At 71.3% G+C, this 24550-nt stretch carries 20 protein-coding genes and 1 tRNA gene; 10 read left to right on the top strand and 11 right to left on the bottom strand.

Features of this window, described 5'->3' with window-relative positions; all coding sequences use genetic code 11:
- Nucleotides 1-18: 18 nt before the first annotated feature.
- Nucleotides 19-2259, bottom strand: coding sequence for an ATP-dependent DNA helicase RecG (locus EDF21_RS03990; protein WP_123570361.1), 2241 nt, complete (start codon nt 2257-2259; stop codon nt 19-21).
- Between the two features lie 31 nt (nt 2260-2290).
- Complete coding sequence (locus tag EDF21_RS03995; RefSeq protein ID WP_123570362.1) at nt 2291-3997, bottom strand: acyl-CoA dehydrogenase family protein; 1707 nt, start codon at nt 3995-3997, stop codon at nt 2291-2293.
- 150 nt (nt 3998-4147) lie between these two features.
- On the opposite strand from EDF21_RS03995, the gene rsmD reads away from it, so the two are divergent.
- Complete coding sequence (gene rsmD, locus EDF21_RS04000; protein WP_123570363.1) at nt 4148-4723, top strand: 16S rRNA (guanine(966)-N(2))-methyltransferase RsmD; 576 nt, start codon at nt 4148-4150, stop codon at nt 4721-4723.
- A 28-nt stretch (nt 4724-4751) separates the two neighbouring features.
- Here the strand turns inward: rsmD and thiL are convergent, their stop codons facing one another.
- Entirely contained in the window at nt 4752-5771 is a 1020-nt protein-coding gene (gene thiL, locus EDF21_RS04005; RefSeq protein WP_123570364.1) for a thiamine-phosphate kinase, read from the bottom strand.
- 24 nt (nt 5772-5795) lie between these two features.
- Here thiL and EDF21_RS04010 point away from each other — a divergent pair, with 24 nt between their 5' ends.
- Nucleotides 5796-6359, top strand: coding sequence for a DUF3515 family protein (locus EDF21_RS04010; protein WP_056046223.1), 564 nt, complete (start codon nt 5796-5798; stop codon nt 6357-6359).
- 28 nt (nt 6360-6387) lie between these two features.
- On the opposite strand, the gene EDF21_RS04015 is transcribed toward EDF21_RS04010, so the two are convergent.
- The 6 genes from EDF21_RS04015 to leuC all read right to left on the bottom strand — a co-directional run bounded on the left by EDF21_RS04015 (nt 6388) and on the right by leuC (nt 12979).
- Nucleotides 6388-7479: a D-alanine--D-alanine ligase family protein gene (locus EDF21_RS04015; RefSeq protein ID WP_233568395.1), complete on the bottom strand. Its 1092-nt coding sequence runs from the start codon at nt 7477-7479 to the stop codon at nt 6388-6390.
- Nucleotides 7480-7647: 168 nt separating this feature from the next.
- Nucleotides 7648-8661 (bottom strand): NAD(P)H-dependent glycerol-3-phosphate dehydrogenase, encoded by a 1014-nt coding sequence (locus EDF21_RS04020; RefSeq protein WP_043594016.1) that lies wholly within the window; start codon nt 8659-8661, stop codon nt 7648-7650.
- Between the two features lie 73 nt (nt 8662-8734).
- Complete coding sequence (locus EDF21_RS04025) at nt 8735-9517, bottom strand: 1-acyl-sn-glycerol-3-phosphate acyltransferase (protein ID WP_233568353.1); 783 nt, start codon at nt 9515-9517, stop codon at nt 8735-8737.
- 7 nt (nt 9518-9524) lie between these two features.
- Entirely contained in the window at nt 9525-10892 is a 1368-nt protein-coding gene (gene murA / locus EDF21_RS04030) for a UDP-N-acetylglucosamine 1-carboxyvinyltransferase (RefSeq protein WP_043593953.1), read from the bottom strand.
- Nucleotides 10893-11489, bottom strand: coding sequence for a 3-isopropylmalate dehydratase small subunit (gene leuD / locus EDF21_RS04035; RefSeq protein WP_056046227.1), 597 nt, complete (start codon nt 11487-11489; stop codon nt 10893-10895).
- Nucleotides 11489-12979 carry a 3-isopropylmalate dehydratase large subunit gene (leuC, locus tag EDF21_RS04040; protein ID WP_056046229.1) on the bottom strand — a complete coding sequence of 497 codons (1491 nt, stop codon included), beginning with the start codon at nt 12977-12979 and terminating at the stop codon, nt 11489-11491. Before leuC ends, leuD begins: the two co-directional genes overlap by 1 nt.
- A 218-nt stretch (nt 12980-13197) precedes the next feature.
- Here leuC and EDF21_RS04045 point away from each other — a divergent pair, with 218 nt between their 5' ends.
- The 7 genes from EDF21_RS04045 to EDF21_RS04075 all read left to right on the top strand — a co-directional run bounded on the left by EDF21_RS04045 (nt 13198) and on the right by EDF21_RS04075 (nt 21695).
- On the top strand, nt 13198-14697 hold the full coding sequence (locus EDF21_RS04045; RefSeq protein ID WP_123570366.1) for a PQQ-binding-like beta-propeller repeat protein: 1500 nt from the start codon (nt 13198-13200) through the stop codon (nt 14695-14697).
- Nucleotides 14694-16139, top strand: a complete 1446-nt coding sequence (locus tag EDF21_RS16655) for a PQQ-binding-like beta-propeller repeat protein (protein ID WP_158612850.1) — start codon at nt 14694-14696, stop codon at nt 16137-16139. The genes EDF21_RS04045 and EDF21_RS16655 overlap by 4 nt, the downstream gene beginning before the upstream one ends.
- A 53-nt stretch (nt 16140-16192) precedes the next feature.
- Nucleotides 16193-16837, top strand: a complete 645-nt coding sequence (locus EDF21_RS04055) for an alpha-ketoglutarate-dependent dioxygenase AlkB (protein WP_056046233.1) — start codon at nt 16193-16195, stop codon at nt 16835-16837.
- A gap of 87 nt (nt 16838-16924) precedes the next feature.
- Complete coding sequence (locus EDF21_RS04060; RefSeq protein ID WP_158612851.1) at nt 16925-17956, top strand: LacI family DNA-binding transcriptional regulator; 1032 nt, start codon at nt 16925-16927, stop codon at nt 17954-17956.
- Nucleotides 17957-18085: 129 nt separating this feature from the next.
- Nucleotides 18086-19444 carry an ABC transporter substrate-binding protein gene (locus tag EDF21_RS04065; RefSeq protein WP_123570368.1) on the top strand — a complete coding sequence of 453 codons (1359 nt, stop codon included), beginning with the start codon at nt 18086-18088 and terminating at the stop codon, nt 19442-19444.
- Between the two features lie 131 nt (nt 19445-19575).
- Entirely contained in the window at nt 19576-20715 is a 1140-nt protein-coding gene (locus EDF21_RS04070; RefSeq protein WP_056046238.1) for a carbohydrate ABC transporter permease, read from the top strand.
- A complete protein-coding gene (locus EDF21_RS04075; protein ID WP_043593968.1) occupies nt 20712-21695 on the top strand; it encodes a carbohydrate ABC transporter permease in 984 nt (327 codons plus the stop codon). The genes EDF21_RS04070 and EDF21_RS04075 overlap by 4 nt, the downstream gene beginning before the upstream one ends.
- Before the next feature lie 222 nt (nt 21696-21917).
- Here EDF21_RS04075 and EDF21_RS04080 read toward each other — a convergent pair.
- Nucleotides 21918-21993 (bottom strand) — tRNA-Glu (locus EDF21_RS04080).
- Nucleotides 21994-22095: 102 nt separating this feature from the next.
- Between EDF21_RS04080 and EDF21_RS04085 the strand changes: the two genes are divergently transcribed.
- Entirely contained in the window at nt 22096-22731 is a 636-nt protein-coding gene (locus EDF21_RS04085) for an MBL fold metallo-hydrolase (RefSeq protein ID WP_123570369.1), read from the top strand.
- A gap of 88 nt (nt 22732-22819) precedes the next feature.
- Here the strand turns inward: EDF21_RS04085 and serA are convergent, their stop codons facing one another.
- A complete protein-coding gene (serA, locus tag EDF21_RS04090) occupies nt 22820-24409 on the bottom strand; it encodes a phosphoglycerate dehydrogenase (RefSeq protein WP_056046242.1) in 1590 nt (529 codons plus the stop codon).
- Nucleotides 24410-24550: the final 141 nt, after the last annotated feature.

Raw genomic sequence — 24550 nt, forward strand, 5'->3', positions numbered from 1 at the left:
TCACGCGTCACCACCGGCTCAGTTCTTGCCCATGGCCTCGCGGCCCCGGTCGTCGAGGCGCCGCGCGATGGCGGCGGCGAGGGCGGGGTGGTCGACCAGGCGGGGATCGGCGTCGAGGACCTCGGCCGCGTGCTCGCGGGCGAGTCCGATGAGGTCGCCGTCGCGGGCGACCCTCAGCAGCCGGAGCGACGAGCGGCCGCCCGACTGGAGGTTGCCGAGCACGTCGCCCTCTCGGCGCAGGTCGAGGTCGACCTGCGCGAGCTCGAAGCCGTCGAGTGTGGCCGCGACCGCGTCGACCCGCTCGCGGGCCACGGTGTCGGCCGCCGCGTGGGTGACGAGCAGGCAGAGGCCCGGGTGGCCGCCACGGCCGACGCGGCCGCGCAGCTGATGGAGCTGCGAGACGCCGAAGCGGTCGGCGTCGAGCACGACCATGGTCGAGGCGTTCGGCACGTCGACCCCCACCTCGACGACCGTCGTCGCGACGAGGACGTCGATGTCACCGGCCGCGAAGCGGCGCATGACGTCGTCCTTCTCGTCGGACGACATGCGGCCGTGCAGGGGCTCGACCCGCAGGCCCTGCAACACGGGGATGGTGGGCACCCGGGCCATGACCCCCTCGACGCTGGCGCGTTCCGGCGCCGGTGCGTCGGAGGGCTCGGCACCGTCGGGGTCGTCACCGGGCGCGACCTCGGCGTCGGGCGGGTCACCCGGCTCGGCCGTCACCGCGTCGATCGCCGGGCACACGACGAAGACCTGTCGCCCCTTCGCGACCTCTTCGGCCGAACGTTGCCAGATGCGGCCGCCCCAGGTCGGGTGGTCGGCCAGGGGGACGACGAACGACTCGATCGGCTGACGGCCCTTCGGCAGCTCGGCGATGGTCGAGACGTCGAGGTCGCCGAAGACCGTCATGGCCACGGTGCGTGGGATCGGCGTCGCCGTGAGGACGAGAACGTGCGGCGGCGTGGCACCCTTCTTGCGGAGCGCCTCGCGCTGGTCGACGCCGAAGCGGTGCTGCTCGTCGACGACGACGAGGCCGAGGTCGAAGAACTCGACGGCCTCGCTGATCAGTGCGTGGGTGCCCACCACGACGTGCGCCTGCCCGCTGACGATGGAGAGCAGTGCCTTCTTGCGCTGGGCCACCGTCATCTGGCCGGTCAGCAGGGTCGGGCGCAGTCGGGCGGCGAGGTCGGGCCCGAGGGTGGCCGTGATCGACCGCAGGTGCTGAGCCGCGAGCACCTCGGTCGGAGCCAGCAGGGCCGACTGCCCACCGCTCTCGGCCACGGCGAGCATCGCCCGGAGGGCGACGAGGGTCTTGCCCGAGCCGACCTCGCCCTGCACGAGGCGGTTCATGGGCACCTCGGCCTCGAGGTCGCGGGTGATCTCGTCGCCGACCAGGCGCTGGTCACCCGTCCGCTCGAACGGCAGGGCCGCGTCGAAGACGGCGAGCAGGCCGTCGGGGGCGGCACGACGGGGGGTCGCGGCCGATCGACGCACGAGGGCCCGCTGTTGGAGCAGCGCGCTCTGCAGCACGAAGGCCTCGTCGAACCGCAGGGTGTCACGAGCCGTGAGGTGGTCACGATCGCTCTCGGGCCGGTGGATGCGCTCGTACGCCTCGGACACGGGCATGAGGTCGAGCTCGGACCGGACCGACGCCGGCACCGCGTCGTCGATCGGCGGCAGTCCGTCGAGCAGCACCTCGACCGACTTCTGCACCTGCCAGGACGCCACGGAGGCGCTGGCCGGGTAGATCGGGATGGGCTGCTTCGCCCACTTCTGGGCCTGCTGGTCGCCGACCCCGGCGACGGCCTCGTGCGAGGCGTCGAAGAGCTCGTAGTCGGGGTGCGCGAGCTGACGGAGCCCCCGGTAGTCGCCGACCTTGCCCGCGAAGATGCCGCGGGCGCCGGGCACGAGGTCCTTCGCCCGCCAGGCCTGGTTGAAGAAGGTGAGCGTGAGGATGCCCTGGCCGTCGCCGATGCGCACCTCGAGGATCGACCCGCGCCGGGCCCGCATCGTGCGTTCGCGGACGTCGAGCACCTGGGCCACGATGGTGACGGACTCGCCGAGCGGCAGCTGGTCGAGGGCCGTGAGCTCGCCCCGGCGGGCATAGCGCCGAGGGAAGTGCGTCAGCAGGTCGCCGACCGTGCGCAGGCCGAAGGCCTTCTGCAGGGCGGTGGCCGTCCGGCCGCCGAGGGCCCCGGCCAGCGACGCGTCGAGGGGTGAGTCGGGCACGCACACCACGCTAGCGCGCGCCCCCGACATCGCCCGCCCCCGGCGGACGCGCCTCCCGGCGTCAGAGGGTGAAGGAGTACCCGCCGGAGGCGCGGGTCGCCTTCGCGAGGTCGGCCCCGTGCCCGTCGTCGTTGACCTCGAGGGCCCTCAGCTGCCGCCCCACCCCGCGCGCGGACTGCTTGCAGAAGCCGACGGCGAGGTGACGCTCCGCGTCGGAGTCGGCCCGCGCCTCCTGGAGGGCCGTCGAGGCGCGGGACAGGACGGCCGTCTGCGCGTAGATGCCGCTCGCCGCGTCGGCGAGGCGCTTCTGCACGAGCTGCTTCTCCTGCACCTTCTTGCCGTGCTTGCGGAGCGCGCCCTCGGTGCGCTCGCGCAGTCGCGAGACCTGGTCGCCGAGCTCGGCGGCCTGCTTGGCGAGCGCGGGATGGACCCCGACCGGCCGTTCGGGCCGGATGCGACGCTGGACGCGGCCCGCGACGTACGGCGCGAGCACCCCGAGCGCCCGCCCCGGGTCGCCGATGCGGAGCGACGCCACGTCGGGCAGTTCCTCGCTGAGCGTCTTGAGCCCGTTGAGGGCGACGAACGCGCGGAGGACGTCGTTGGCCCCCTCGAAGATCGGGAAGATCCGGAAGTCGCGCAGGGCCTTCGACAGCGGGTGACCTTCCATGTACGCCTCGCCGCCGTGCAGCTGGACGGCCCGGTTGAGGGCGTACCAGCCGGTGTCGCTCGCCGCGACCTTGGTCAGGGCGGACTCCAGGGCGAAGTCGGTGTCGCCGCGGTCGACGAGGCCCGTGGTCAGGTACGACATCGATTCGACGCCGTAGATCTGCTGGGTCATCCACGCGAGCTTGTCGCCGACCATCTCGAAGTCCGCGAGCGGTCTGCCGAACTGGTGCCGCGCCTCCGTGTGCTCGAGGCTCAGCTCGAGGAACCGCTTCATGCCGCCCGCGATGGCCGTGCCCATCGACATGCGACCGTTGTTGAGCGTGTTGACGGCGATGCGGAAGCCGTCACCGGGCTCGCCGAGCAGGTTCTCGGCGGGCACGCGGACGTCCTTGAAGTGCACGCGCTGCAGGTGGTTGGCCTTGAGGCCGTGCGTCTCGAACCGCGGGCCGGCGCTCAGCCCCTCCATGCCCTTCTCGACGATCAGCGCGACGTGCCCGAGGTCGCTCTGCGCGAAGACCGTCAGGACGTCCTTGTCGCCGTTGCCGATCCACCGCTTCTCGCCGTTCAGGAGCCAGCTGCCGTCGCTCTGCCGCTCGGCCCGGGTCTCGAGCGCGTAGGCGTCGCTGCCGACGTTCGGCTCGGTGAGCACGAACGCCGCGAGCTTGCGGCCGCTCGCCAGGTCGGGCAACCAGCGGGCCTTCTGGTCGTCGGTGCCGAAGAGGTGCAGCGGCTTGGTGCCGATCGACTGGTGCACCCCCATGACCGTGGCCAGGGTGCCGTCGACCCGACCGAACTCCTCGTACACGCGGCAGTAGGCGCTCTGGCCGAGCCCGAGACCGCCGTACTCCTCGGAGACGAAGAGTCCCATCAGGCCCCGCTCGCCCAGCTCGCGCACGAGGTCGTCGCCGATCCACCCCTCGCGTTCCGCCTTCAGCGGGTCGTAGCCGGCGAGCACCTCGCGGGCGGACGCGGACACCGTCTCGACCCGGGACTTCTCGGCCGCCGTCATGTGCGGGTACGGGAAGGCGAGTTCGGAGGCGATGCGCCCCGCGAACAGCGACTTGGTGAACGAGGGCCTCACGGTGCGATCGACGCTGGTCATGGGACCCGATGCTGCCGACGCGGGCGGGTGGCGACAACTCGGTTGTGCAGGTCCGACGACCGGGCGCGGGAGTCGACGGTCGCGCGTTGTCGGGATGCTCGAACCCGACGGGCGACGGGTGGCGGGTGACGACCTGGCAAGGTTGACCCCATGTCCCGCATCATCTCCGGCTTCGCCGACAACCTCTCGCTCGTCGTCCCCAAGGTCGGGACGCGGCCCACGAGCGACCGGGTCCGCGAGGCGCTGTTCTCGTCGCTCGACGCGCGCGACGAGATCCGGGGCCGGCGCGTGCTCGACCTCTACGCCGGGACGGGCGGCCTCGGGCTCGAGGCGGCGTCGCGAGGAGCCGCCTCGGTCGTGCTGGTCGAGAAGGCCCCGGCCGCCGCGAAGGTGCTGCGTCGCAACGTCGAGTCGGTGCTGGCCCGGGCTCCCCGCCCGCCGCGCGGCACTCCCCCGCGCGTCGACGTCGTGACCCAGCCCGTGCGGTCCTACCTCGAGGGCGGTTCGGCGCTCGTCGACCTCGTCTTCTTCGACCCGCCCTACGAGTTGTCGGCCGCCGACCTCACCGCCGACCTCACGGCCCTGCTGCCCTCGCTCGACGCGCAGGCCCTCGTCGTCGTCGAACGCGCCTCGCGCGATGGCGAACCGGGCTGGCCCGAGGGCCTCACCCTCGACGTGAAGAAGCAGTACGGCGACACGACCGTCTGGTTCGCGCTGCGCGACTGACCCCCCGCAGGAGGCGCGGGTCGGCTCGTCAGCCCTGCGCCCCCGACCACAGGCGGTACGGGTCCCACCCGCCGGCCTCGCCGGGCTCGGAACCGTCGACGATGACGCGGGGCGCGCCTCCTGCCGGATCACGGACCGTGCCGACGGCGCGGAAACCACCGGGCAACGCCACGTCGGGCGGGAACGTGGCGAACAGGGAGTGGTCCTCACCACCCGAGAGCGCGAGCCGTGGGTCGTCGCCGAGGGCAGGGCCCCACAGGTCGACCACGACACCGCTGGCGCGGGCCACCCGACCGGCGTCGAGGGCGAGGCCGTCCGACAGGTCGAGCATGGCGGTCGCCCCTGCCAGCGCCGCCGAGCGGCCGTCGGCCACGGGCGGGGTCGGGGCGAGGTGCCAGCCGACGTCCGGGTCGCGCTCGCGCAGGGCGGCGGCCGCGGCGGTGTCGGGCGACCCGTCGTGGTCGACGCCGAGACGGAACAGCAGGTCGAGCCCCCGCGCCGAGCGGCCGAGCGCGCCCGACACGGCGACGACGTCGCCGACGCGCGCCCCGTCCCGCCGCACGGGCGTGCGCCCCTCGAGGTCACCGAACGCCGTCACCGCGACCGTGAAGGTCGGCGACACCGAGAGGTCGCCGCCGACGACCCCCGCGCCCGGGGACATCACGGAACAACCCGCGCGCAGACCGTCCGCGAAGGCCTCGAGTTCGGTGACGCCCGTGTCGCCGGGCACCGCGAGGGCGACCACCAGCGCCGTGGGCCGAGCGCCCATCGCCGCGACGTCGGACAGGTTCGACGCCGCGGCCTTCCAACCGAGGTCGTACGACGTCGACCACGCGCGCCGGAAGTCGGGGCCGTGCACCATGAGGTCGGTCGTCACGACGAACCGACCGTCGGGCGCCGCGACGACGGCGGCGTCGTCACCGGGACCGAGCAGCGTGTCGTCGCCGCGGGGCAGGCGGGGCAGGATGCGGGCGAGGGTGGCGAGCTCGCCGACGCCCTCGACGGTGTCGGCGTCGTCCGGGCGGGGGTCCGTGGAGCGTCGTTCCATGTGCTGAACGGTAGCCTGGATGCGATGTCGAACCCGTCCTCGCGCCTCACCGCGCGCCTCCGTCCCCGCCTTCGCGTCCCGGCCCTCGTGCTCGTCGGGGCCGGTCTCGCGACGACGCTCGTCGGCTGCTCGCAAGCGGTCCCGATGCAGCCCGCCGCGGGGGCGAACGACCCGGCCTGCGCGCAGGTCACCGTCCACCTGCCCGAGGTCGTCGACGACGGTCAGGACCGCCGCGAGACCGACGCGCAGGCGACCGGCGCCTGGGGTTCGCCGACGAGCGTGCTGCTGCACTGCGGCGTCGAGACGCCCGCCGTATCCGACCTGCCCTGCTACGACATCCAGGGCGTGGACTGGCTCGTCGACCAGGACCCCGACGACGCCGAGACCTCGATCCTCACCACGTACGGCCGTGAGCCGGGAGTGCAGGTGATCGTCGACACCACCAAGGCGAACGGCGGCAACGTGCTGCGCGACCTGGCCGACTCGGTCGGCTACCTGCCGAACGACGGCAAGGAGTGCGTCGGCGCGGGCGACCTGCCGGGCTCGGCCGGATCGGCCGACGACCCGTCGGCGACACCCACGCCGTAGGCCCGGTGGCCCGGACGGACGGGTTCCGTCAGCGCTCGGTCTCGAGGCCGAGGGCGATGAGCTCGTCGATCAGCTCGGGGTAGCTGAGGCCGCTCGCGAGCCAGCAGGCGGGGAACATCGAGATGGGCGTGAAGCCCGGCATCGTGTTGACCTCGTTGACGACCCAGCCGTCCTCGGTCAAGAAGAAGTCGACGCGGGCGAGGCCCGTGCCGTCGATGGCCTCGAAGGCCAGAGCGGCGAGACGCTGCATCTCGGTCAGGTCGCCGGGTGCGAGGTCGGCGGGGCAGACCAGGTCGGCCCCGGGGGCGCCGAGGTACTTCGACTCGAAGTCGTAGAACGTGTCGCCCGCGAGGACGATCTCGCCCGCGACCGAGGTGCGGGGAGGCGCGCCGTCGCGTCCGCCGAGCACGGCGCACTCGATCTCGCGGCCGACGACCGCGGACTCGACGAGCACCTTGTGGTCCTCGGCGAAGGCCTTCCGCATGGCCGCCGGGAGGCCGGCGGGCGAGTCGACGCGCGACACCCCCACGCTCGATCCGGCTCGGGCGGGCTTGACGAACATCGGGTAACCGAGCGCCTCGACGTCGGCGGCCACGCGCTCGGGTGCGGCGTCCCAGTCCCGACGACGCACGGTGCGCCAGGGGGCGACGACCACGCCGGCAGCCTGCAGCACGGTCTTGGTGAAGTGCTTGTCCATGCCGAGCGACGAGGCGAGCACGCCCGCGCCGACGTAGGGCAGCCCGGTCAGCTCGAGCAGGCCCTGCACCGTGCCGTCCTCGCCGAACGGACCGTGCAGGATCGGGAACACCACGTCCACCTCGCCCAGCAGGCGCGTCGTGCCGTCGGGCTCGGTGACGGTCAGCTCGCGGGTGGTGGACGACTCGGGCCAGTGGACGCGGGTGCCGTTGTCGACGACGGTCGGCAGCGTCTCGGCGTCGAGCTCGAACCGTGCGGCGTCGTCGGGCTGAAGCGTGAACGCCCCCTCGACGGTGATGCCCACGGGCACCACGTCGTAGCGGGAGCGGTCGATCGCCGAGAGGACTCCCCCGGCCGTCGCGCAGCTGATCGAGTGCTCGCTCGAGCGGCCGCCGAAGAGGACGACCACGACGGTCTTCGCCACCCCGGGTGCCGAGGCGCCGACCGGCGAGGCATCGGTCGCGGCGACGCGCGGGGTCGTGGTGGGCTCGGTGCTCGCCATGAGGGGCCTTTCGTCGGTGTCACGGCCCGCGGGCCGACCCGCGGTGGGCGGGCTCTGGTCGTCACGCGCCCCGGCACGGCCGACCAGCGGTCACTCGCCCTGCGGCTCGTCCGTCTCGGTCAGGTGCGGGGCGATGTTGCGCGGGTCGAGTGTACCGGCGAGCACCTCGGCCACCTGCTGGACGATGGGCATGTCGACGCCGCGGGACCGCGCGAGTTCGAGGATCGGAGCGACCGAGGCCAGTCCCTCGGCGGTCTGGTTCATCTGGCGCACGACGTCGCCGAAGGCGTAACCCTGACCGAGCAGTCGACCCGCGGTGTTGTTGCGCGAGAGGGGCGACTCGCACGTGGCGATGAGGTCGCCCAGGCCGGCGAGGCCGGCGAGGGTCTCGGCCTTGGCCCCGAACGACACCGCGAACGCGGTCATCTCGGCCAGCCCGCGCGTGATGATCGAGGCCTTGGTGTTCTCGCCGTACCCCACGCCGTCGACGATGCCGATGGCGACGGCGATCAAGTTCTTGAGGACCCCGCCGAACTCGGTGCCGATCACGTCGGTGTTGACGAACGAACGGAAGTACGGGTTGGTGGCGGTGGCCGCGACCAGGGTCGCCGTGTCGAGGCTGTACGACGACACGACCGCGGCCGTGGGCTGCCGCTTCGCGATCTCGAGGGCGAGGTTGGGCCCCGACGCGACGGCGATCAGGTCGCGGTCGATGCCGAGCTCGGCCTCGATCACCTCGCTCATGCGCAACCCGGTGGCCTTCTCGACGCCCTTCATCAGGCTGACGACCGGCACGCCGGACGGGACCATGCCGCGGATGGCGGTCAGGTTGTCGCGGAGCGTCTGGCTGGGGACCGACAGGTAGACCTGCTCGGCACCCGCCAGAGCCTGTTCGACCGAGGGGGTGGCGACGAGGGTGCGGGGCAGGTTGATGCCCGGCAGGTAGTCGCTGTTGCGCTTGCTCTCGGTGATCTCGCGTGCCACCTCGGGACGGCGGGCCCAGAGCGTGACGTCCGCGCCCCCCTCGGCGAGGACCTTGGCGAAGGTCGTGCCCCAGCTGCCCGACCCCAGGACGGCGACCCGGCGCGGGATCGAGTCGCGCATGACGATCGAGATCGCCTCGGTCGTGACCGCCCCTTCTCCGAGGGCCTCGATGGCGCCTTCGCGTGACTCGGAGCTACTCAAAGCGGCCTGTCTCCTTCTGGTGGTTCTTGGTGGGGTTCCAGCGTTCGGCGGGTGCCTTCTCGCCCCGCAGCCGCTCGACCAGCTCGGTGACGGCGTCCATCACCAGGGCGGTGGCGGCCGTGACCGAGGCCTGGTCGAGGGGACGATCGCGGAAGGCCGAGAGGTCGACGGGGTCGCCGATCACGACGGTGATGCGCTTCCGGGGGAAGGCGTGCAGCCGACTCGAGTAGCGACCCATGAGGTGCTGACTGCCCCAGTGCGCCATCGGGACGAGCGGCACCCCGGCGGCGAGGGCGAGGCGCACGGCACCGCTCTTGCCCTTCATGGGCCAGAGGTCGGGGTCGCGGGTGAGGGTGCCCTCGGGGTAGACGATCACGCCACCGCCCCGGGCGACGAGCAGACGCCCGGCCGCCAGGGGGTCGTGGTCGTGGGTGCGACCCGCCCGCTCGACGGGGATGTGCCCCATCGCGTGCATCATGCGACCGAAGACGGGGACCCGGAAGAGGGACGCCTTCGCGAGGAAGCGCGGCACCCGCCCGAGGGACCACATCACACGGCCCACGACCACCGGGTCGATGTTCGTGTAGTGGTTCGGGGTCAGCACGAAGGCACCCTCGGCCGGCAGCTTGTCGCCGTCGACGATGTCGATCCGGGCCATCAGGTCGAAGAGCGGTGCCGCCGGAGTCGCGAGGACGCGGAAGAACGCACCCTTCTCCTTGCGACGCCTCCGCGCCGGGACCGGGACGACGGGAGCGTCGGGGTCGGCTGTCGACACCGGCCGATCAGCCCTTGAAGTCGAAGTCGGCGCCCAGCTTGCGCAGCTTCGCGATGAAGTGCTCGTAGCCGCGGCTGATGATGCCGACGTTGCTGATCTTGGACTCGCCCTCGGCGGTCAGGGCCGCGATGAGGTGGCTGAAGCCGCCCCGCAGGTCGGGAACGCGGATGTCGGCACCGTGCAGGGCCGTCGGTCCGTTGATGACCGCGGCCTGCTCGAACTCGCGACGCGCGACGCGACGGTCGTGGTCGGGCAGTCCGTCCTTGTGCACCGTGATGTCGGCGCCCATGTCGTTGAGGGCCTCGGTGAACTGGAAGCGGTTCTCGTAGACCGTCTCGTGCACGACCGAAGTGCCCTGCGCCTGCGTCAGGGCGACGATGAGCGGCTGCTGCCAGTCGGTCATGAACCCGGGGTGGACGTCGGTCTCGACGACGACGGGCTTGAGCTCGCCACCGGGGTGGAAGAAGCGGATGCCGTCCTCGTGGACGTCGAAGTCGCCGCCGACCTTGCGGAAGACGTTGAGGAAGGTCATCAGGTCTTTCTGATCGGCGCCCTCGACGAAGATGTCGCCCTTGGTCGCGAGTGCGGCCGAGGCCCAGCTCGCGGCCTCGTTGCGGTCGTTGATCGCCCGGTGCGTGTAGCCGCGGAGCTTCTCGACGCCCTCGATGAAGATCACGCGGTTCGGCTCGACCGAGACGACGGCGCCCATCTTCTGCAGGATCGCGATGAGGTCCATGATCTCGGGCTCGATGGCGGCGTTGCGCAGCTCGGTGACGCCCTTGGCGAGGACCGCGGTCAGCAGCACCTGCTCGGTGGCCCCGACGCTCGGGTAGGGCAGCTCGATGTTGGCACCGGTGAGCCCGTCGGGCGCGGTGAGGTGGATGCCGTTGTACGACTTGTCGACGACGGCGCCGAAGGCGCGGAGGGCGTCGAGGTGGAAGTCGATGGGCCGGTCGCCGATGCGGCAGCCGCCGAGGTCGGGGATGAACGCCTCGCCCAGGCGGTGCAACAGCGGCCCGCAGAAGAGGATCGGGATGCGGCTCGACCCGGCGTGGGCGTCGATCTCGGCGAAGTGGGCGGACTCGACGTTGGACGGGTCGAGGATCATCTCGCCGCGGGCCGGGTCGGTGATGCGCACCCCGTGGACCGAGAGGAGGCCGCGGACGACGTTGACGTCGCTGATGTCGGGGACGTCCTTGAGGATGCTGGGGGTGTCTCCCAGGAGGGCGGCGACCATGGCCTTCGTGGCGAGGTTCTTGGCACCGCGCACCTCGATGCGACCGATCAGCGGTTTGCCGCCCCGGATGACGATCTCATCGGAGGTGAGCCCCACACGGGCACCTGCTGCTGCTGCGTCTTGGACGAGAGAGTTCACTTACTTCACCGGCAATGTCTTCGGGCGCCAGGCGGCGCGGCGGGATTCGAATTCTGTGATGGCCGCTTCGTCGCGGAGGGTCAGGCCGATGTCGTCGAGGCCTTCGAGGAGTCGCCACTTAGTGTAGGCATCGACTTCGAATCCGACGGTGAGGCTGCCGACCGTGGCGGTCTGCGCCACGAGGTCGACCGTGATCTCGACGCCCGGCTGCCGGTCGATCTCGGCCCAGATGCGCTCGACGTCGTCCTCGGCGACGGCCGCCGCGAGGAGCCCCTGTTTGCCGGAGTTGCCTCGGAAGATGTCGCCGAACCGCGAACTGATGATCACGTCGAAGCCGAAGTCGCGCAGCGCCCAGACGGCGTGCTCACGGCTCGAGCCGGTGCCGAAGTCGGGACCCGCGACGAGGACGCGCGCGCCCTGGAACTCGGGTCGGTTCAACACGAACTCGGGGTCGTTGCGCCACCCGAAGAAGAGGGCGTCCTCGAAGCCGGTCTTGGTGACCCGCTTGAGGAACTGAGCCGGGATGATCTGGTCGGTGTCGACGTTCGAGCGCTTCAGCGGCGCGGCGACACCGGTGACGGTGGTGAACTTCTGCATCAGCGGACCCCTGCCCGATCGGTGCCGTCGGCGAGGACGGGTTCGTCGGACGTGCGGACGGCCGTGGAGGCCGCCGCGTCGTCGTCGGCCTGGAGGTCCCACGGCGAGGACAGCGTCCCGCGCACCGCGGTGGCCGCGGCGACGAGGGGCGACACGAGGTGCGTCCGACCGCCCTTGCCCTGGCGACCCTCGAAGTTGCGGTTCGAGGTCGACGCACATCGCTCGCCCGGTGCGAGCTGGTCGGGGTTCATGCCCAGGCACATCGAGCACCCGGCGAAGCGCCACTCGGCACCGAAGGCGGTGAAGACCTCGTCGAGCCCCTCGGCCTCGGCCTCGAGGCGGACGCGAGCCGACCCCGGCACGACCATGACGCGCACGCCCTCGGCCTTGGTGCGCCCGCGGATGATCGACGCGAACGCACGGAGGTCTTCGATGCGGCTGTTGGTGCACGACCCCATGAACACCGCGTCGACCGGGATGGCCTTCATCGGCGTGCCGGCCTCGAGGGCCATGTACTCGAGCGCCCGCGTCGCCGCGGCCTTCTCGTTGGGGTCGACGACGGTCTCGGGGTCGGGCACGGAGTCGCTGAGCGACACGCCCTGGCCCGGGTTGGTGCCCCACGTGACGAAGGGCTCGAGCGTGTCGGCGTCGAGGAAGATCTCGGCGTCGAACACCGCGTCGTCGTCGGTCGGCAGGGTGTCCCAGTAGGCGATCGCCTCGTCCCAGTCGGCACCCGTGGGGGCGTGCGGACGACCCTGCAGGTAGTCGTACGTGATCTGGTCGGGAGCGACCATGCCGGCCCGGGCACCCGCCTCGATCGACATGTTGCAGATCGTCATGCGCCCCTCCATCGAGAGGGCGCGGATCGCGCTGCCGCGGTACTCGAGCACGTAGCCCTGGCCGCCGCCGGTGCCGATCTGCGCGATGACGGCGAGGATGATGTCCTTCGCGGTGACGCCGGGGCGCAGCGTGCCCTCGACGGTGACCGCCATCGTCTTGAACGGCTTCAGCGGCAGGGTCTGCGTAGCCATGACGTGCTCGACCTCGCTGGTGCCGATGCCGAAGGCCATGGCGCCGAAGGCCCCGTGGGTCGAGGTGTGCGAGTCGCCGCAGACGACGGTGATGCCCGGCATGGTCAGTCCGAGCTGCGGGCCGACGACGTGCACGATGCCCTGCTCGGCGTCGCCCAACGGGTGCAGGCGGACGCCGAACTCGGCCGTGTTGCGACGGAGCGTCTCGATCTGCGTGCGACTGGTGAGGTCGGCGATCGGCTTGTCGATCGCCAGGGTGGGCGTGTTGTGGTCTTCGGTGGCGATCGTCAGGTCGGTGCGACGCAGCGGCCGATCGGCCTGGCGCAGTCCGTCGAACGCCTGGGGGCTGGTGACCTCGTGCACGAGGTGGAGGTCGATGTAGAGAAGGTCGGGGGCGCCGTCTTCGCCCTTGACGACGACGTGGTCGTCCCACACTTTCTCGGCCAGCGTCCTACCCACGGGCACGCCCCTTCTCCTGTATCGACGGAAAGATGATCCGTGGAGTCTACGCCAGTGCCTCCGGCACGTTTCTCGACGGTCGTGGGGTGAACCCCGCCCCGAGGGCGGCCATTCCCGGCGCACCCGGGGGCTGCGGCGAGCGCGTGGGACGAGGGCTCCGAATAGCATGACGACATCCGTCGGGCGGACGACGGCTGCGCTCGACGAGGAGGCCGACCATGAGCCACCCCGAGCGCGCACGCGACCACCCCGGGGAGGCGCGGGTCGTCGGTCGCTGGCACCGCGCCTCCCCGGGTCGTCGCGTCGCCGCCGTGCTCGGCGCCCTGGTGGTGGCGTCCACGCTCGTGGCCGCCGGGGCGGTCTCGGTGGCTCCGCACTACGGGGACGGCCGCCCGTGGACGGGGCTCGCGGTCGACGACCTCCGACGGTCGCCGGACGCGACCGGTTGGACGCTCGACCTGGCGGCGACGCTCGCGCCCGACGCCCCGCGGCGGTGCCTGAACTTCTGGACGTCCCCCGCGGTCGACGGACTCGTGGCGGTCGGCACCTCGGTCGACCTGGACTTCGGGGACGCCCTGGGGGCGCCGGCCTGCCGCTCGTACGCGTCCGAGGCGAGCACGAGCCTCGTCGGGCTGGTCGAGACGGCCACGGGCACGGTCCGCTGGGTGCACGACCTGGCCCGAGACGTCCCCGACACCGACGCCCTGAGCATCCCCGCGACGCAGGTCGTCCCCTCGGCCGGTCGCGTGCTGGTGCAGACGCAGACGACGGGGGCGACCGTGCTGGCCGCCCTCGACCTGCGTGACGGCTCGCTCGTCGAGTCGACCCGCGGCCGGCGCGACCTGCCGAGCGTGAGCGTCGACTCGCGGGGACCCCTGCAGTTGCGCACCTTCTCGGGCATCGCGGGGTCGGGCGATCGGTACCAACTCGTCGAGGCCTCGCGTCTGGCCGACCCGGTGTGGGAGGGCGGGGTCGACTCGGGCAGTTCTCCGGCGCTGCTGAACGACGGCGCCCTCGTGTCACGGGGCGGTGAGACCGTGTTCGTCGACGCCGCCACGGGCCGCGAACGTCCCTTCGCGGCCTCACCGGACGAGATCGCCGTGCCGCCCGTCGGCTCGCCCGTGACGACCGGGGACGGGCGCCGCATCGTCGCCTTCGGCATCGAGAGGACCAGGGCCGACGGCACCGTCGAGGCGCTCGACGAGGACGGGGAGGCCGTCTGGAGCCGACCCACCTCCGGGCGCCGCCTGGCCGTCACGCCGTCCTGCGTGGTCGTCGTCACCGACGGCGACACGGCCGCGGAATGCCTCGATCCCCGCGACGGCTCGGTCCGCTGGAGGACCGACCTCGGCGCCCCGTTCGCGGTCGAGGCCGTGCCGGGTCAGCGCGCGACCGACGTCTTCGTCGTCGTGCAGCGGTCGGGCGGGTCGCGCCTGCTCGCCCTCGACGGCGCCGACGGGCACACCCGCTTCAGCTCGTCCGTGGGGCTGCTCGACGACCTCGCGGCGGCGGGCCGGTCGGTGCTCTACCTGCAGACGGAGGACGGTCGCTCGTCGGGGCGGGAGGTCGCGGCCCTCGACCTGGACGACGGTCGGCCGCTGTGGGCGACCTCGTCCTCGGGCACCGTGGTGTTCTGGGGCGGTCATCTCGTGCGCATCGACGACCAGGGGATCGCCCGACGACTCGTGGACACCGCCCGCGTCGGGGCGACGTCGTGAGGGCGGGACGTCGCCTCGCCGTGGTCTACGCCGCCGTGGTCCTGGCGGCGCTGGCGACCACGGTGCTGGTCGCGCCGACGCAGCCCGAGTACGGGTCGGACCCGCCGTGGCAGGGCATCGCCGTCGACGACCTCCGGCAGGAACCCGGCACCACCGGGTGGCGCGTCGACCTCCGTGCCGCTCTCGCCCCCGGGGCCCCCGCCGAGTGCCTCCGCTACCGGGCGACGCCCGTCGCGCAGGGGCTCGCACTCGTGAGCGCGGCCGGGGCCTGGACCTACGGATTCGCCAACGACGGCGACTGCGCCACCCCGACCCAGGGGGTCGGCACGCGCATCGGAGCGCTCGACGTCGACCGCGGCACCTTCCGCTGGGTGCACGACGTCGCCGACGACCTCGCCGGGCTCGGCCTGACCGGCCCGGCCCTCGTCTCGTCCGTGACGGCGGTGCACGAGGCGGGACTCGTGCTCGTCCGGGCGTCGGTCGACGGCGAGCAGGTGCTGATGACGTTGTCCGTCGAGACCGGGCGACCCGTCGAGGTGGTCGAGACCGGTTCGGCGGGTGACGGGGACCAGTTCCAGACCGTGGGGGCCGTCGTGGTGACCGGTCGGCAGCAGGGCGTCGGCGGCGTCTACCGCTACGACCTGCGCGACGCCCGCGACCTCGACCGCGTGACGTGGAGCGGACCCGCCTCGACCACGGGCGTCGCCCTCGCGCTGAGCGACCGGTTGGTCGTCGCGCGGGCCGACGGCTCGGTCCAGGTCGACCTCGCCACCGGTACCGAGCGCCCCTGGGCGGCACGGCTCGACCGCCTCATCGGCTACGTCCTCCACGACGACGTCGTCTACGCCCCCCGAGGAGGCGCGGCAACGGGACGAGGGGACGCCGGCTTCGTCGCGTTGACCGCCGACGGAGAGCGCCTCTGGAGCTCGGACCGGGACGTCCGGGGCGGCTACTCGGTGACGCGTTCGTGTCTCGCCGTCACCGACGTGCGCGCGCAGACGGTGACCTGCCTCGACCTCGCGACGGGAGACGTGCGGTGGACCGACCCGGCGTCGAGCTCGTCCGGCGTCGACGGCCTGCCCGGCCAGACCGACGACCGCGTCTTCGCGACGGCGACCGCCGCGGGCCCGGGGCCCGTGGTGGTCCGTGCGCTCGACGGCTCCAGCGGCTCGGCCGGCGCCCGCCTGTCGCTGCCCGACGGAGCCGTCCTCGCGGCGGCGGGCCGGACGGTCGGCTACGCCCTGGCCTACGGCACCTCGGGTGGGCGGTCGACCCTCGTCGCGTTCGACCTCTCGAGCGGGCGCGCCCTCTGGGAGCACGCCGCGGAGCTGCAGGTCTACGCCTGGGCGGGGCGGCTGGTGGACGTGGACGTCGAGGGGGTCGCGCGGGTGCTGGTCTCCCCCGAGCGCCTCGCCGTCCCGACGGTCTCCTCCGGGGGGTGACGCTTCGCCCACTCCGTTCGAACACGTGTTCGAATCGGGCGTAGGGTGTCGGCATGAGCCTCCCCTTCACCGCCTCGCTGCTGGACGGCCTGTCCGACGGCCCCGACCTCGCGCCGCTCGTCGGGCGAGTCGACCACCTCGACCTCGGCGAGGGCGCCTGGCTGGACGTCGTCCCGGGCTGGGCGTCGAATTCCGACGCCCTGTTCGAACGTCTCGTGACCGACGTGCCGTGGCGAGCCGACCGCCGCCAGATGTACGACCGGGTGGTCGAGGTGCCCCGGCTCGTCTCCTCCTACGACGCGGGCGACGCGCTCCCCGATCCGGTGCTCGCCCAGGCTCGAGACGACCTCAACGCGTACTACGCGCTCGAGCGTGGCGCCCCCGTCGAACAGCGCTTCGACCGGGCGGGGCTGTGTTTCTACCGGACGGGCGACGACAGCATCGCCTGGCACGGCGACCACGTGGGGCGCACGATCGACCGCGACACGATGGTGGGCATCCTCTCGCTCGGGGCACCGCGCACGCTCGCGGTGCGGTCCCGATCGACCGGCACGACCCGGCGGTTCCCGCTCGGCCACGGCGACCTCCTGGTGATGGGCGGCAGCTGCCAGCGGACCCACGAGCACGCCATCGCCAAGACCAAGAAGGCCGTCGGCCCGCGAATCAGCGTGCAGTTCCGACCAGTGTGGCCCACCTAGCCCGCCTCTGACGGACCGGCCGGCCGCGCGGACCACGGGGCCGTCGCTCGTATGCTGTGCACACGATCGACGACGAGGTGGACGAGTATGCCGGCAACCCGTGACGACGTGGCGCGTCTGGCAGGCGTCTCGTCGAGCACCGTGTCGTACGCCATCAGCGGGCGACGGACCATCTCCGTCGCCACCCGCCGCCGGGTCGAGGCGGCGATGGCCGAGCTGAACTACACCCCCAACGCGTTCGCCCGGGGTCTCGCCGGAGCACGGGGCGGCATCCTCGCCCTGCACTACCCCTACGGACGCCGCGGCGTCACGTCGTCCGAGTTCGAGTACGTGGCGGCGGCCACCGACCGGGCGAGAGAGCGCGGCTACCACCTGCTGCTGTGGTCGAACCCCATCGACGACGTCGAAGGACTCGGCAGCCTCGTCAGCGAAGGCCTCGTCGACGGCGTGATCCTCATGGAGCTCACCGCGCGCGACGACCGCGTCGCCGTGCTGTCGCGGTCGCGCCTGCCGTTCACGAACATCGGTCGCCCCGACGACGTCGAGGGACTCTGGTTCGTCGACGCCGACTACGACTCGCTGGCCCGACAGGCCGTCGACCACCTCGCCGACCTCGGCCACCGACGCGTGTTCTTCCTCGGTCAGAGCATCCGGGCCCCCGAGCGCGGGTCGGGTCCGCTCGACCGCACGACGAGGGCGTTGCGCGGCCCGGCCGACGAGCGGGGCCTGTCGCTCGAGACGCACGCCGCCACCGACTCCGTCCCGGGCGGCCGCCGGGCCTTCGACGCGTTCGCCGCCTCGACGGCCCGCCCCACGGCCGTGCTGGCGTTCAACGAGATGGCCCTCGCCGGCTTCGTGCAGGCCGCCGCGGCGGCAGGCCGGTCCATCCCGGACGACCTCACGGTGGTCGCACTGAGCATCGGCGACCTCGCCGCCGAGATGACCTCGCCGCCGCTCACGACCGTCAACCCTCCCGGAGCCGACATCGCGGCCGCCGCGGTCGACGACCTCGTCGACCGCATCGAGGGTCGACGTCACGACGCCCCCCACGTCCTCGTCGCACCCCGTCTGGTCGTGCGGGGCACGTCGGCCGCCGCCCCGTCGGAGCGGGCTCGATAGCAGACGCGGTTGCGCGCCTCCTGCGAGTATGTGACACTCATCGTCGACGCGCGTCGACGACGACGTGCGGCGGACGATCACCCCGACAGCACGGGCCGTCCAATCTTGCGACTCAATGAGGAGACACCAATGCGAGCATCCCTGCACCGCCGCTTCACGGGCCCCCTGGCCATCCTGGCGGCGTCGAGCTTCCTGTTGGCCGGATGCTCCGGCACGGCCGACCCCAACGACCCCAACGCCGGAGGCGCGGGTGCCGGTGACGTCGGAACCGCCGACGGCGTGGTCAACGTCTACGGCACGATCAACGGCGACGAGGCGACCCTGCTCGAGCAGTCGTGGGCCGACTGGGAGAAGGCCAACGACATCGAGATCAAGTACACGGGCGACAAGGAGTTCGAGAAGCAGATCGGCATCAAGGTGCAGGGTGGCGACACCCCCGATCTCGCGATCTTCCCCCAGCCCGGCCTGCTGGCCGACACGGTCGCCTCGGGCAAGGTGCAAGAACTGCCCGCCGACGCCCTGGCCAACGTCAAGGAGGGCTGGTCCGAGGACTGGCAGAAGTACGGTCAGGTCGACGGCAAGCAGTACGGGGCCCCGTTGATGGCGAGCGTCAAGGGCTACGTCTGGTACTCCCCCGCCAAGTTCGAGGAGTGGGGCGTCGAGGTCCCGAAGACCTACGACGAACTCGTCGCCCTGTCCAAGACCATCCAGGAGAAGACCGGCGGCCCGTCGTGGTGCGCCGGCTTCAACTCGGGCGAGGCCAGCGGCTGGCCCGGCACCGACTGGGTCGAGGACCTCGTCCTGCGCGAGGCCGGACCCGACGCCTACGACTCGTGGGTCGCGGGAGACACCGAGTTCACCGACCCCGAGATCAAGGCCGCGTTCGACTCGGTCGGCGACATCCTGCTCGACCCGACCCTCGTCAACGCCGGCTACGGCGACGTGAAGTCGATCAACTCGACGGCCTTCGGAGACGTCGCGACCAACGTGGCGAACGGCAGCTGCGCCCTGACCCACCAGGCCTCGTTCTTCGAGGGCTTCCTGACGGCGGCGAACAACGCCAGCGGACAGCCGGCGACGGTCGCCGAGGACGGCGACGTCTGGGCCTTCCTCACCCCGCCCATGAAGGAGGACGACCCCGCAGCCGTCACCGGCGGTGGCGAGTTCGTCGCGGCGTTCTCGAACGACGACGACACCGCCAAGGTGCAGGCCTACCTCGCCAGCGCCGACTGGGCGAACAGCCGCGTCTCGCTCGGCGGAGTCATCTCGGCCAACAAGGGACTCGACCCCGAGAACGCCGGTAGCGACCTGCTGAAGGGCGCCGTCGAGATCCTGCAGGGCACCGACACCACCTTCCGCTTCGACGGTTCCGACCTGATGCCCAAGTCGGTCGGCTCCGACAGCTTCTGGAAGGGCATGGTCGACTGGATCGACGGCACCGACACCGACACGGTGCTCGACGAGATCCAGGCCGGCTACACCTCGTAACACCCGCGCCACAGGGGCCACCGCACGTCGGTGGCCCCTGACCCCGCGCCCGCTCGCCGCCCCGCTCGCCGATCCGAGCGGCGGCGGCGACGGGTCGCGTCCTGCTCGGACCCGAACGTGAAAGGACAGAGATGTCCAGTTTCTTCCAGTGGCTGGCGGGAATCCCGCCCCTGGCGCAGATCCCCTTGATCCTCATCGCCTTCACCGCCCTCGTGGCCGTGGTGCTCGTCTTCGTCGAGTTCGCCCCCCGCCGAGGCACGCAGTACACGATCATCCGACTGGCCGTCTGCGTGGTCGTCCCGGTCGTCGTGCTGCTGGCGTTCGGCCTCTACAACTCGGTCATCTGGGTCGCCGCCGTCGCGGCCGTCCTGGGAGGCGGACTGTTCCTGCTCGACTACCGCTCGAAACGCGGTGCCGGCTACTCGCTGCAGCTGATCGCCTTCATGACCCCGGCCGTGTTCTTCCTCGTCATCGGCCTGATCTACCCGACCATCACGACCGCCGGCCAGGCCTTCATGAAGAACGACGGATCGGGCTTCGCCGGGCTCGACAACTTCGTCTGGGTGTTCACGAGCCCCGACGGCCTGACCGCCTTCGGCAACACCCTCGTCTGGGTGCTGCTCGCACCGATCACGGCGACCGCGATCGGCCTCGCCTACGCCGTCTTCATCGACAAGAGCCGGGGCGAGAAGTTCCTCAAGCTGCTCGTGTTCATGCCGATGGCCATCTCGTTCGTCGGCGCCTCGATCATCTTCAAGTTCTTCTACGACATCCGCCAGGGAGAACAGATCGGCCTGCTCAACGGCATCCTCGTCGCCTTCGGCGGCCAGCCGGTCGACTGGCTGGGGCTCGAACCGTGGAACACGCTGCTGCTCGTGATCGTGCTGATCTGGACCCAGGCCGGATTCGCCATGACGGTGCTGTCGGCAGCGATCAAGGGCGTCCCCGCCGAGCAACTCGAGGCGGCGTCGCTCGACGGCACCAACGGGTTCCAGGCGTTCCGGCACATCACCGTCCCCGGCATCCGAACGACCATCATCGTCGTGCTGACGACCATCTCGATCGCCTCGCTGAAGGTCTACGACATCGTCTCGGCCATGACCGGCGGACGCAACGACACGACGATCCTCGCGTTCGAGATGGTCCGGCAGTTCCAGCTCGGCAGCCGTACCGGCTACAGCTCGGCGCTGGCGGTCATCCTCTTCGTGCTCGTGCTGCCGATCGTCATCTACAACGCCCGCCAGATCCAGAAGCAGAGGGAGATCCGATGACTGCCACACCCACCCCCGTCGGGGTCGCCGTCGGCTCGGGCACCGAGAGACAGCTCAAGCGAGGAATCGCGAAGATCGAGACCTCGAGCGGCAAGCTGAAGAAGGGCACGACCAGCCGCGGCGCCACCATCGCCGCGTTGATCATCGCCGTGATCTGGACCCTGCCCACGGCCGGGCTGTTCATCTCGTCGTTCCGGCCCGCGAACGACATCAAGACCACCGGCTGGTGGACCGTCTTCGCCAACCCGGGGTTCACGCTCGACAACTACGTGAACGCCCTCAACTCGGGCGACAGCCTCACGCTCGGGAAAGCGTTCCTGAACTCGCTGGTGATCACGTTGCCGGCGGCGCTGATCCCGATCACGATCGCCAGTCTCGCGGCGTACGCGTTCGCCTGGATCGACTTCAAGGGACGCAACACGATGTTCGTGCTGGTGTTCGCCCTGCAGATCGTCCCGATCCAGATGGCTCTCGTGCCGCTGCTGCGCCTGTTCTCGGACGGTCTGCGCATCGGCGGTCTGTACATCCTGCCGGGGCTCGGGGTGAACGGTCTCGACGGCTCGTTCGCGAAGGTCTGGATCGCCCACACGATCTTCGCCCTGCCGCTGGCCATCTTCATGCTGCACAACTTCATCTCGGAGATCCCGGCCGAGGTGATCGAGGCCGCCCGCATGGACGGCGCCGGTCACGGGCAGGTGTTCTTCCGCATCGTGCTGCCGCTGTCGATGCCCGCGATCGCCTCGTTCGGCATCTTCCAGTTCTTGTGGGTCTGGAACGACCTCCTCGTGGCCACGGTCTTCACCTCGGGCCAGGGCTTGCCGATCACGAAGGCGCTGCAGGACCTCTCGGGGTCGTACGGCCAGTCGTGGGAGCTGCTCACGGCCGGGGCGTTCATCTCGATCATCGTGCCGCTGATCGTCTTCTTCGCCCTGCAGCGGTTCTTCGTCCGCGGCCTGCTGGCCGGCGCCACGAAGGGCTGACCTCGTCGCAGCACGAGAGACCGCCAGGCGACCGCCTGGCGGTCTCTCGTCACGTCGTCCGGTCTTGCGCCGGGCCGGGCCGGGCCGGGCCGGGCCGTGTCGGACCGTGTCGGGTTGGACCGTGCCGGGTCAGACCATGCCGGGCCGTGCCGTGCCGTGTCGGACCACGTACCGGAAACGAAGAAACCGCCAGGCGAGAGCCTGGCGGTTTCATATCGGTGCTGGTGACCCCAACGGGATTCGAACCCGTGTTACCGCCGTGAGAGGGCGACGTACTAGGCCGCTATACGATGGGGCCGTATTTGCAACTCGTCGAGTATGCCACACCGCGCGAGCCCGTCACAAATCGAGGCACCGGCGCGTCGAGATCGAGCCAGCTGACGCGCGTACAGTCGCTGTCATGCGCCTCACGAAGCTCGAACACGCCTGCCTGATCCTCGAGAAGGACGGGCGCAAGCTCGTCGTCGACCCCGGGTCGTTCACGGCTCCCCTCATCGACCTGCACGACGTCGACGCCGTCGTGGTCACCCACGAGCACGCCGACCACTGGACGCCCGACCAGCTGACCCACCTGCTCGCCACGAACCCCGGGGTGACGGTCTACGGCCCCGTGGGCGTGGCCACGGCCGCCGGGGGCTTCGACGTGCACGTGGTCGGCGACGGAGACACGGTCGAGGTCGGCCCCTTCACGCTGGCGTTCCACGGCTCGCGCCACGCGGTCATCCACGAAAGCATCCCGGTCGTCGACAACGTCGGCGTGCTCGTCGACGGATCGCTGTTCTACCCGGGTGACCAGTTCACGGTCCCGCCGGTGCCGGTCGACGTCCTCGCGACGCCCGTCGGGGCGCCCTGGCTCAAGGTGGCCGAGGTGATCGACTACGTCGCGGCGGTCGCGCCCCGACTGGCCTTCCCCACCCACGAGCAGACCCTCTCCGGCCCCGGGCTCGCCATGCACTTCGACCGCATGAAGGCGTCCGCGCAGTCGATCGGTGGCGACGCCGTGAAGCTCGAGGCGCACGAGTCGATCGACCTCTAGCCCCGCCCGCGAGGGGCACTCCCCCGACGACGAACCGCCCCCCTCCGGCGTGACCGGATGAGGGGCGGTTCGTCGTCGGCCGCCGTGGCTACAGCGTGACGTCGATCTCGCGCAGCGTCTTCGCGTCGATGGCCACGCGCACCTTCTCGACGAGTTCGTCGGGCGCGGGGCTGTCGATGGTCAGGACGCTCAGGGCCTGACCACCGGCGCTCTGCCGGGCGATCTGCATGCCCGCGATGTTGATGCCGGCGTCACCGAACTCGCGACCGTAGACCGCCACGATGCCGGGGCGATCGGTGTAGACCATCACGAGGTGGTGGGCCGCGAGGGGGACCTCGACGTCGTAGCCGTTGATCTCGACGATCTTCTCGACCTGCTTCGTGCCGGTCAGGGTGCCCGAGACCGAGATCTGCGAGCCGTCGCTGAGCGAGCCGCGCAGGGTGATGACGTTGCGGTACTCGTCGCTGGTCGGGTCGGTGAGCAGACGAACGGTGATGCCGCGCTGCTCGGCCAGCAACGGCGCGTTCACGTAGCTCACCGACTCGCTGACGATGTTCGTGAAGATGCCCTTCAGGGCCGCCAGCTTCAACACGCTGACGTCGTACTCGACCAGGTCGCCGCGCACCTCGACGTCGACGCTCGTCAACGGGCTGTCGGCGAGGCCCGAGAACACCTGACCGATCTTCTCGACCAGGGGGATGCCGGGTCGCACGTAGGGGTCGATGACGCCGCCGGCCACGTTGACCGCGTCGGGGACGAGCTCGCCGCCGAGTGCGAGCCGCACCGAGCGGGCCACCGAGACGCCGGCCTTCTCCTGCGCCTCGTCCGTCGAGGCACCGAGGTGCGGGGTGACCACGACGTTCTCGAGACCCAGCAGCTTCTGGTCGACCGGGGGCTCCTTCACGAACACGTCGAGTCCGGCACCGGCGATCTCGCCGGTGGTCAGGGCCTCGTACAGGCCGTCCTCGTCGATGAGGCCGCCGCGTGCGACGTTGACGACGAAGGCCGACTTCTTCATCGCCTTCATCTGCTCGAGGCCGATCATGCCGGTCGTCTCGGGGGTCTTGGGCATGTGGATCGTCACGAAGTCGCTCGTGGCGAGCAGCTCGTCGAGCGACAGCAGCGTGACCCCGAGCTGCTGGGCGCGGGCCGGCGTGACGTAGGGGTCGTAGGCGACGACGTTCACGCCGAAGGCCTGCAGGCGCGCCGTGATGAGGGCGCCGATGCGGCCGAGGCCGACGATGCCGACCGTCTTCTCGTAGAGTTCGACGCCCGTGTACTTCGACCGCTTCCACTGCCCCTGGGCCAGGGCGGAGTGCGCTGCCGGGATGTGCCGCGCGAGGCTGAGGATGTGCCCGACCGTCAGCTCGGCGGCGGAGATGATGTTCGACGTCGGTGCGTTGACGACCATGACGCCGGCCGTGGTGGCCGCCTTGATGTCGACGTTGTCGAGCCCGACGCCGGCGCGCGCGACGACCTTGAGCGACGGGGCGGCGGCGATGGCCTCGGCGTCGACCTGCGTCGCCGACCGCACGAGGATCGCGTCGGCGTCGGCCAAGGCGGCCAGCAGTGCGGGGCGGTCGGTGCCGTCCACCGATCGCACGTCGAAGTCGGGCCCGAGGGCGTCGACGGTTGCGGGTGACAGTTCTTCTGCGATCAACACGACGGGCTTGGCCACGGGGCGGACGTCCTTCTCTGGGTGATGTTCGGTGAGGGGCCGCGACGCGCCGTGGGCGCGGCTGATGACGACTCTATCGACTCGCGCGGATCGTTACGTCCGCATGACGACGTCCCCGGCGGGCGGCGTCACGGACGCGAC

Source organism: Frigoribacterium sp. PhB118 (assembly GCF_003751725.1).
GTDB lineage: Bacteria > Actinomycetota > Actinomycetes > Actinomycetales > Microbacteriaceae > Frigoribacterium.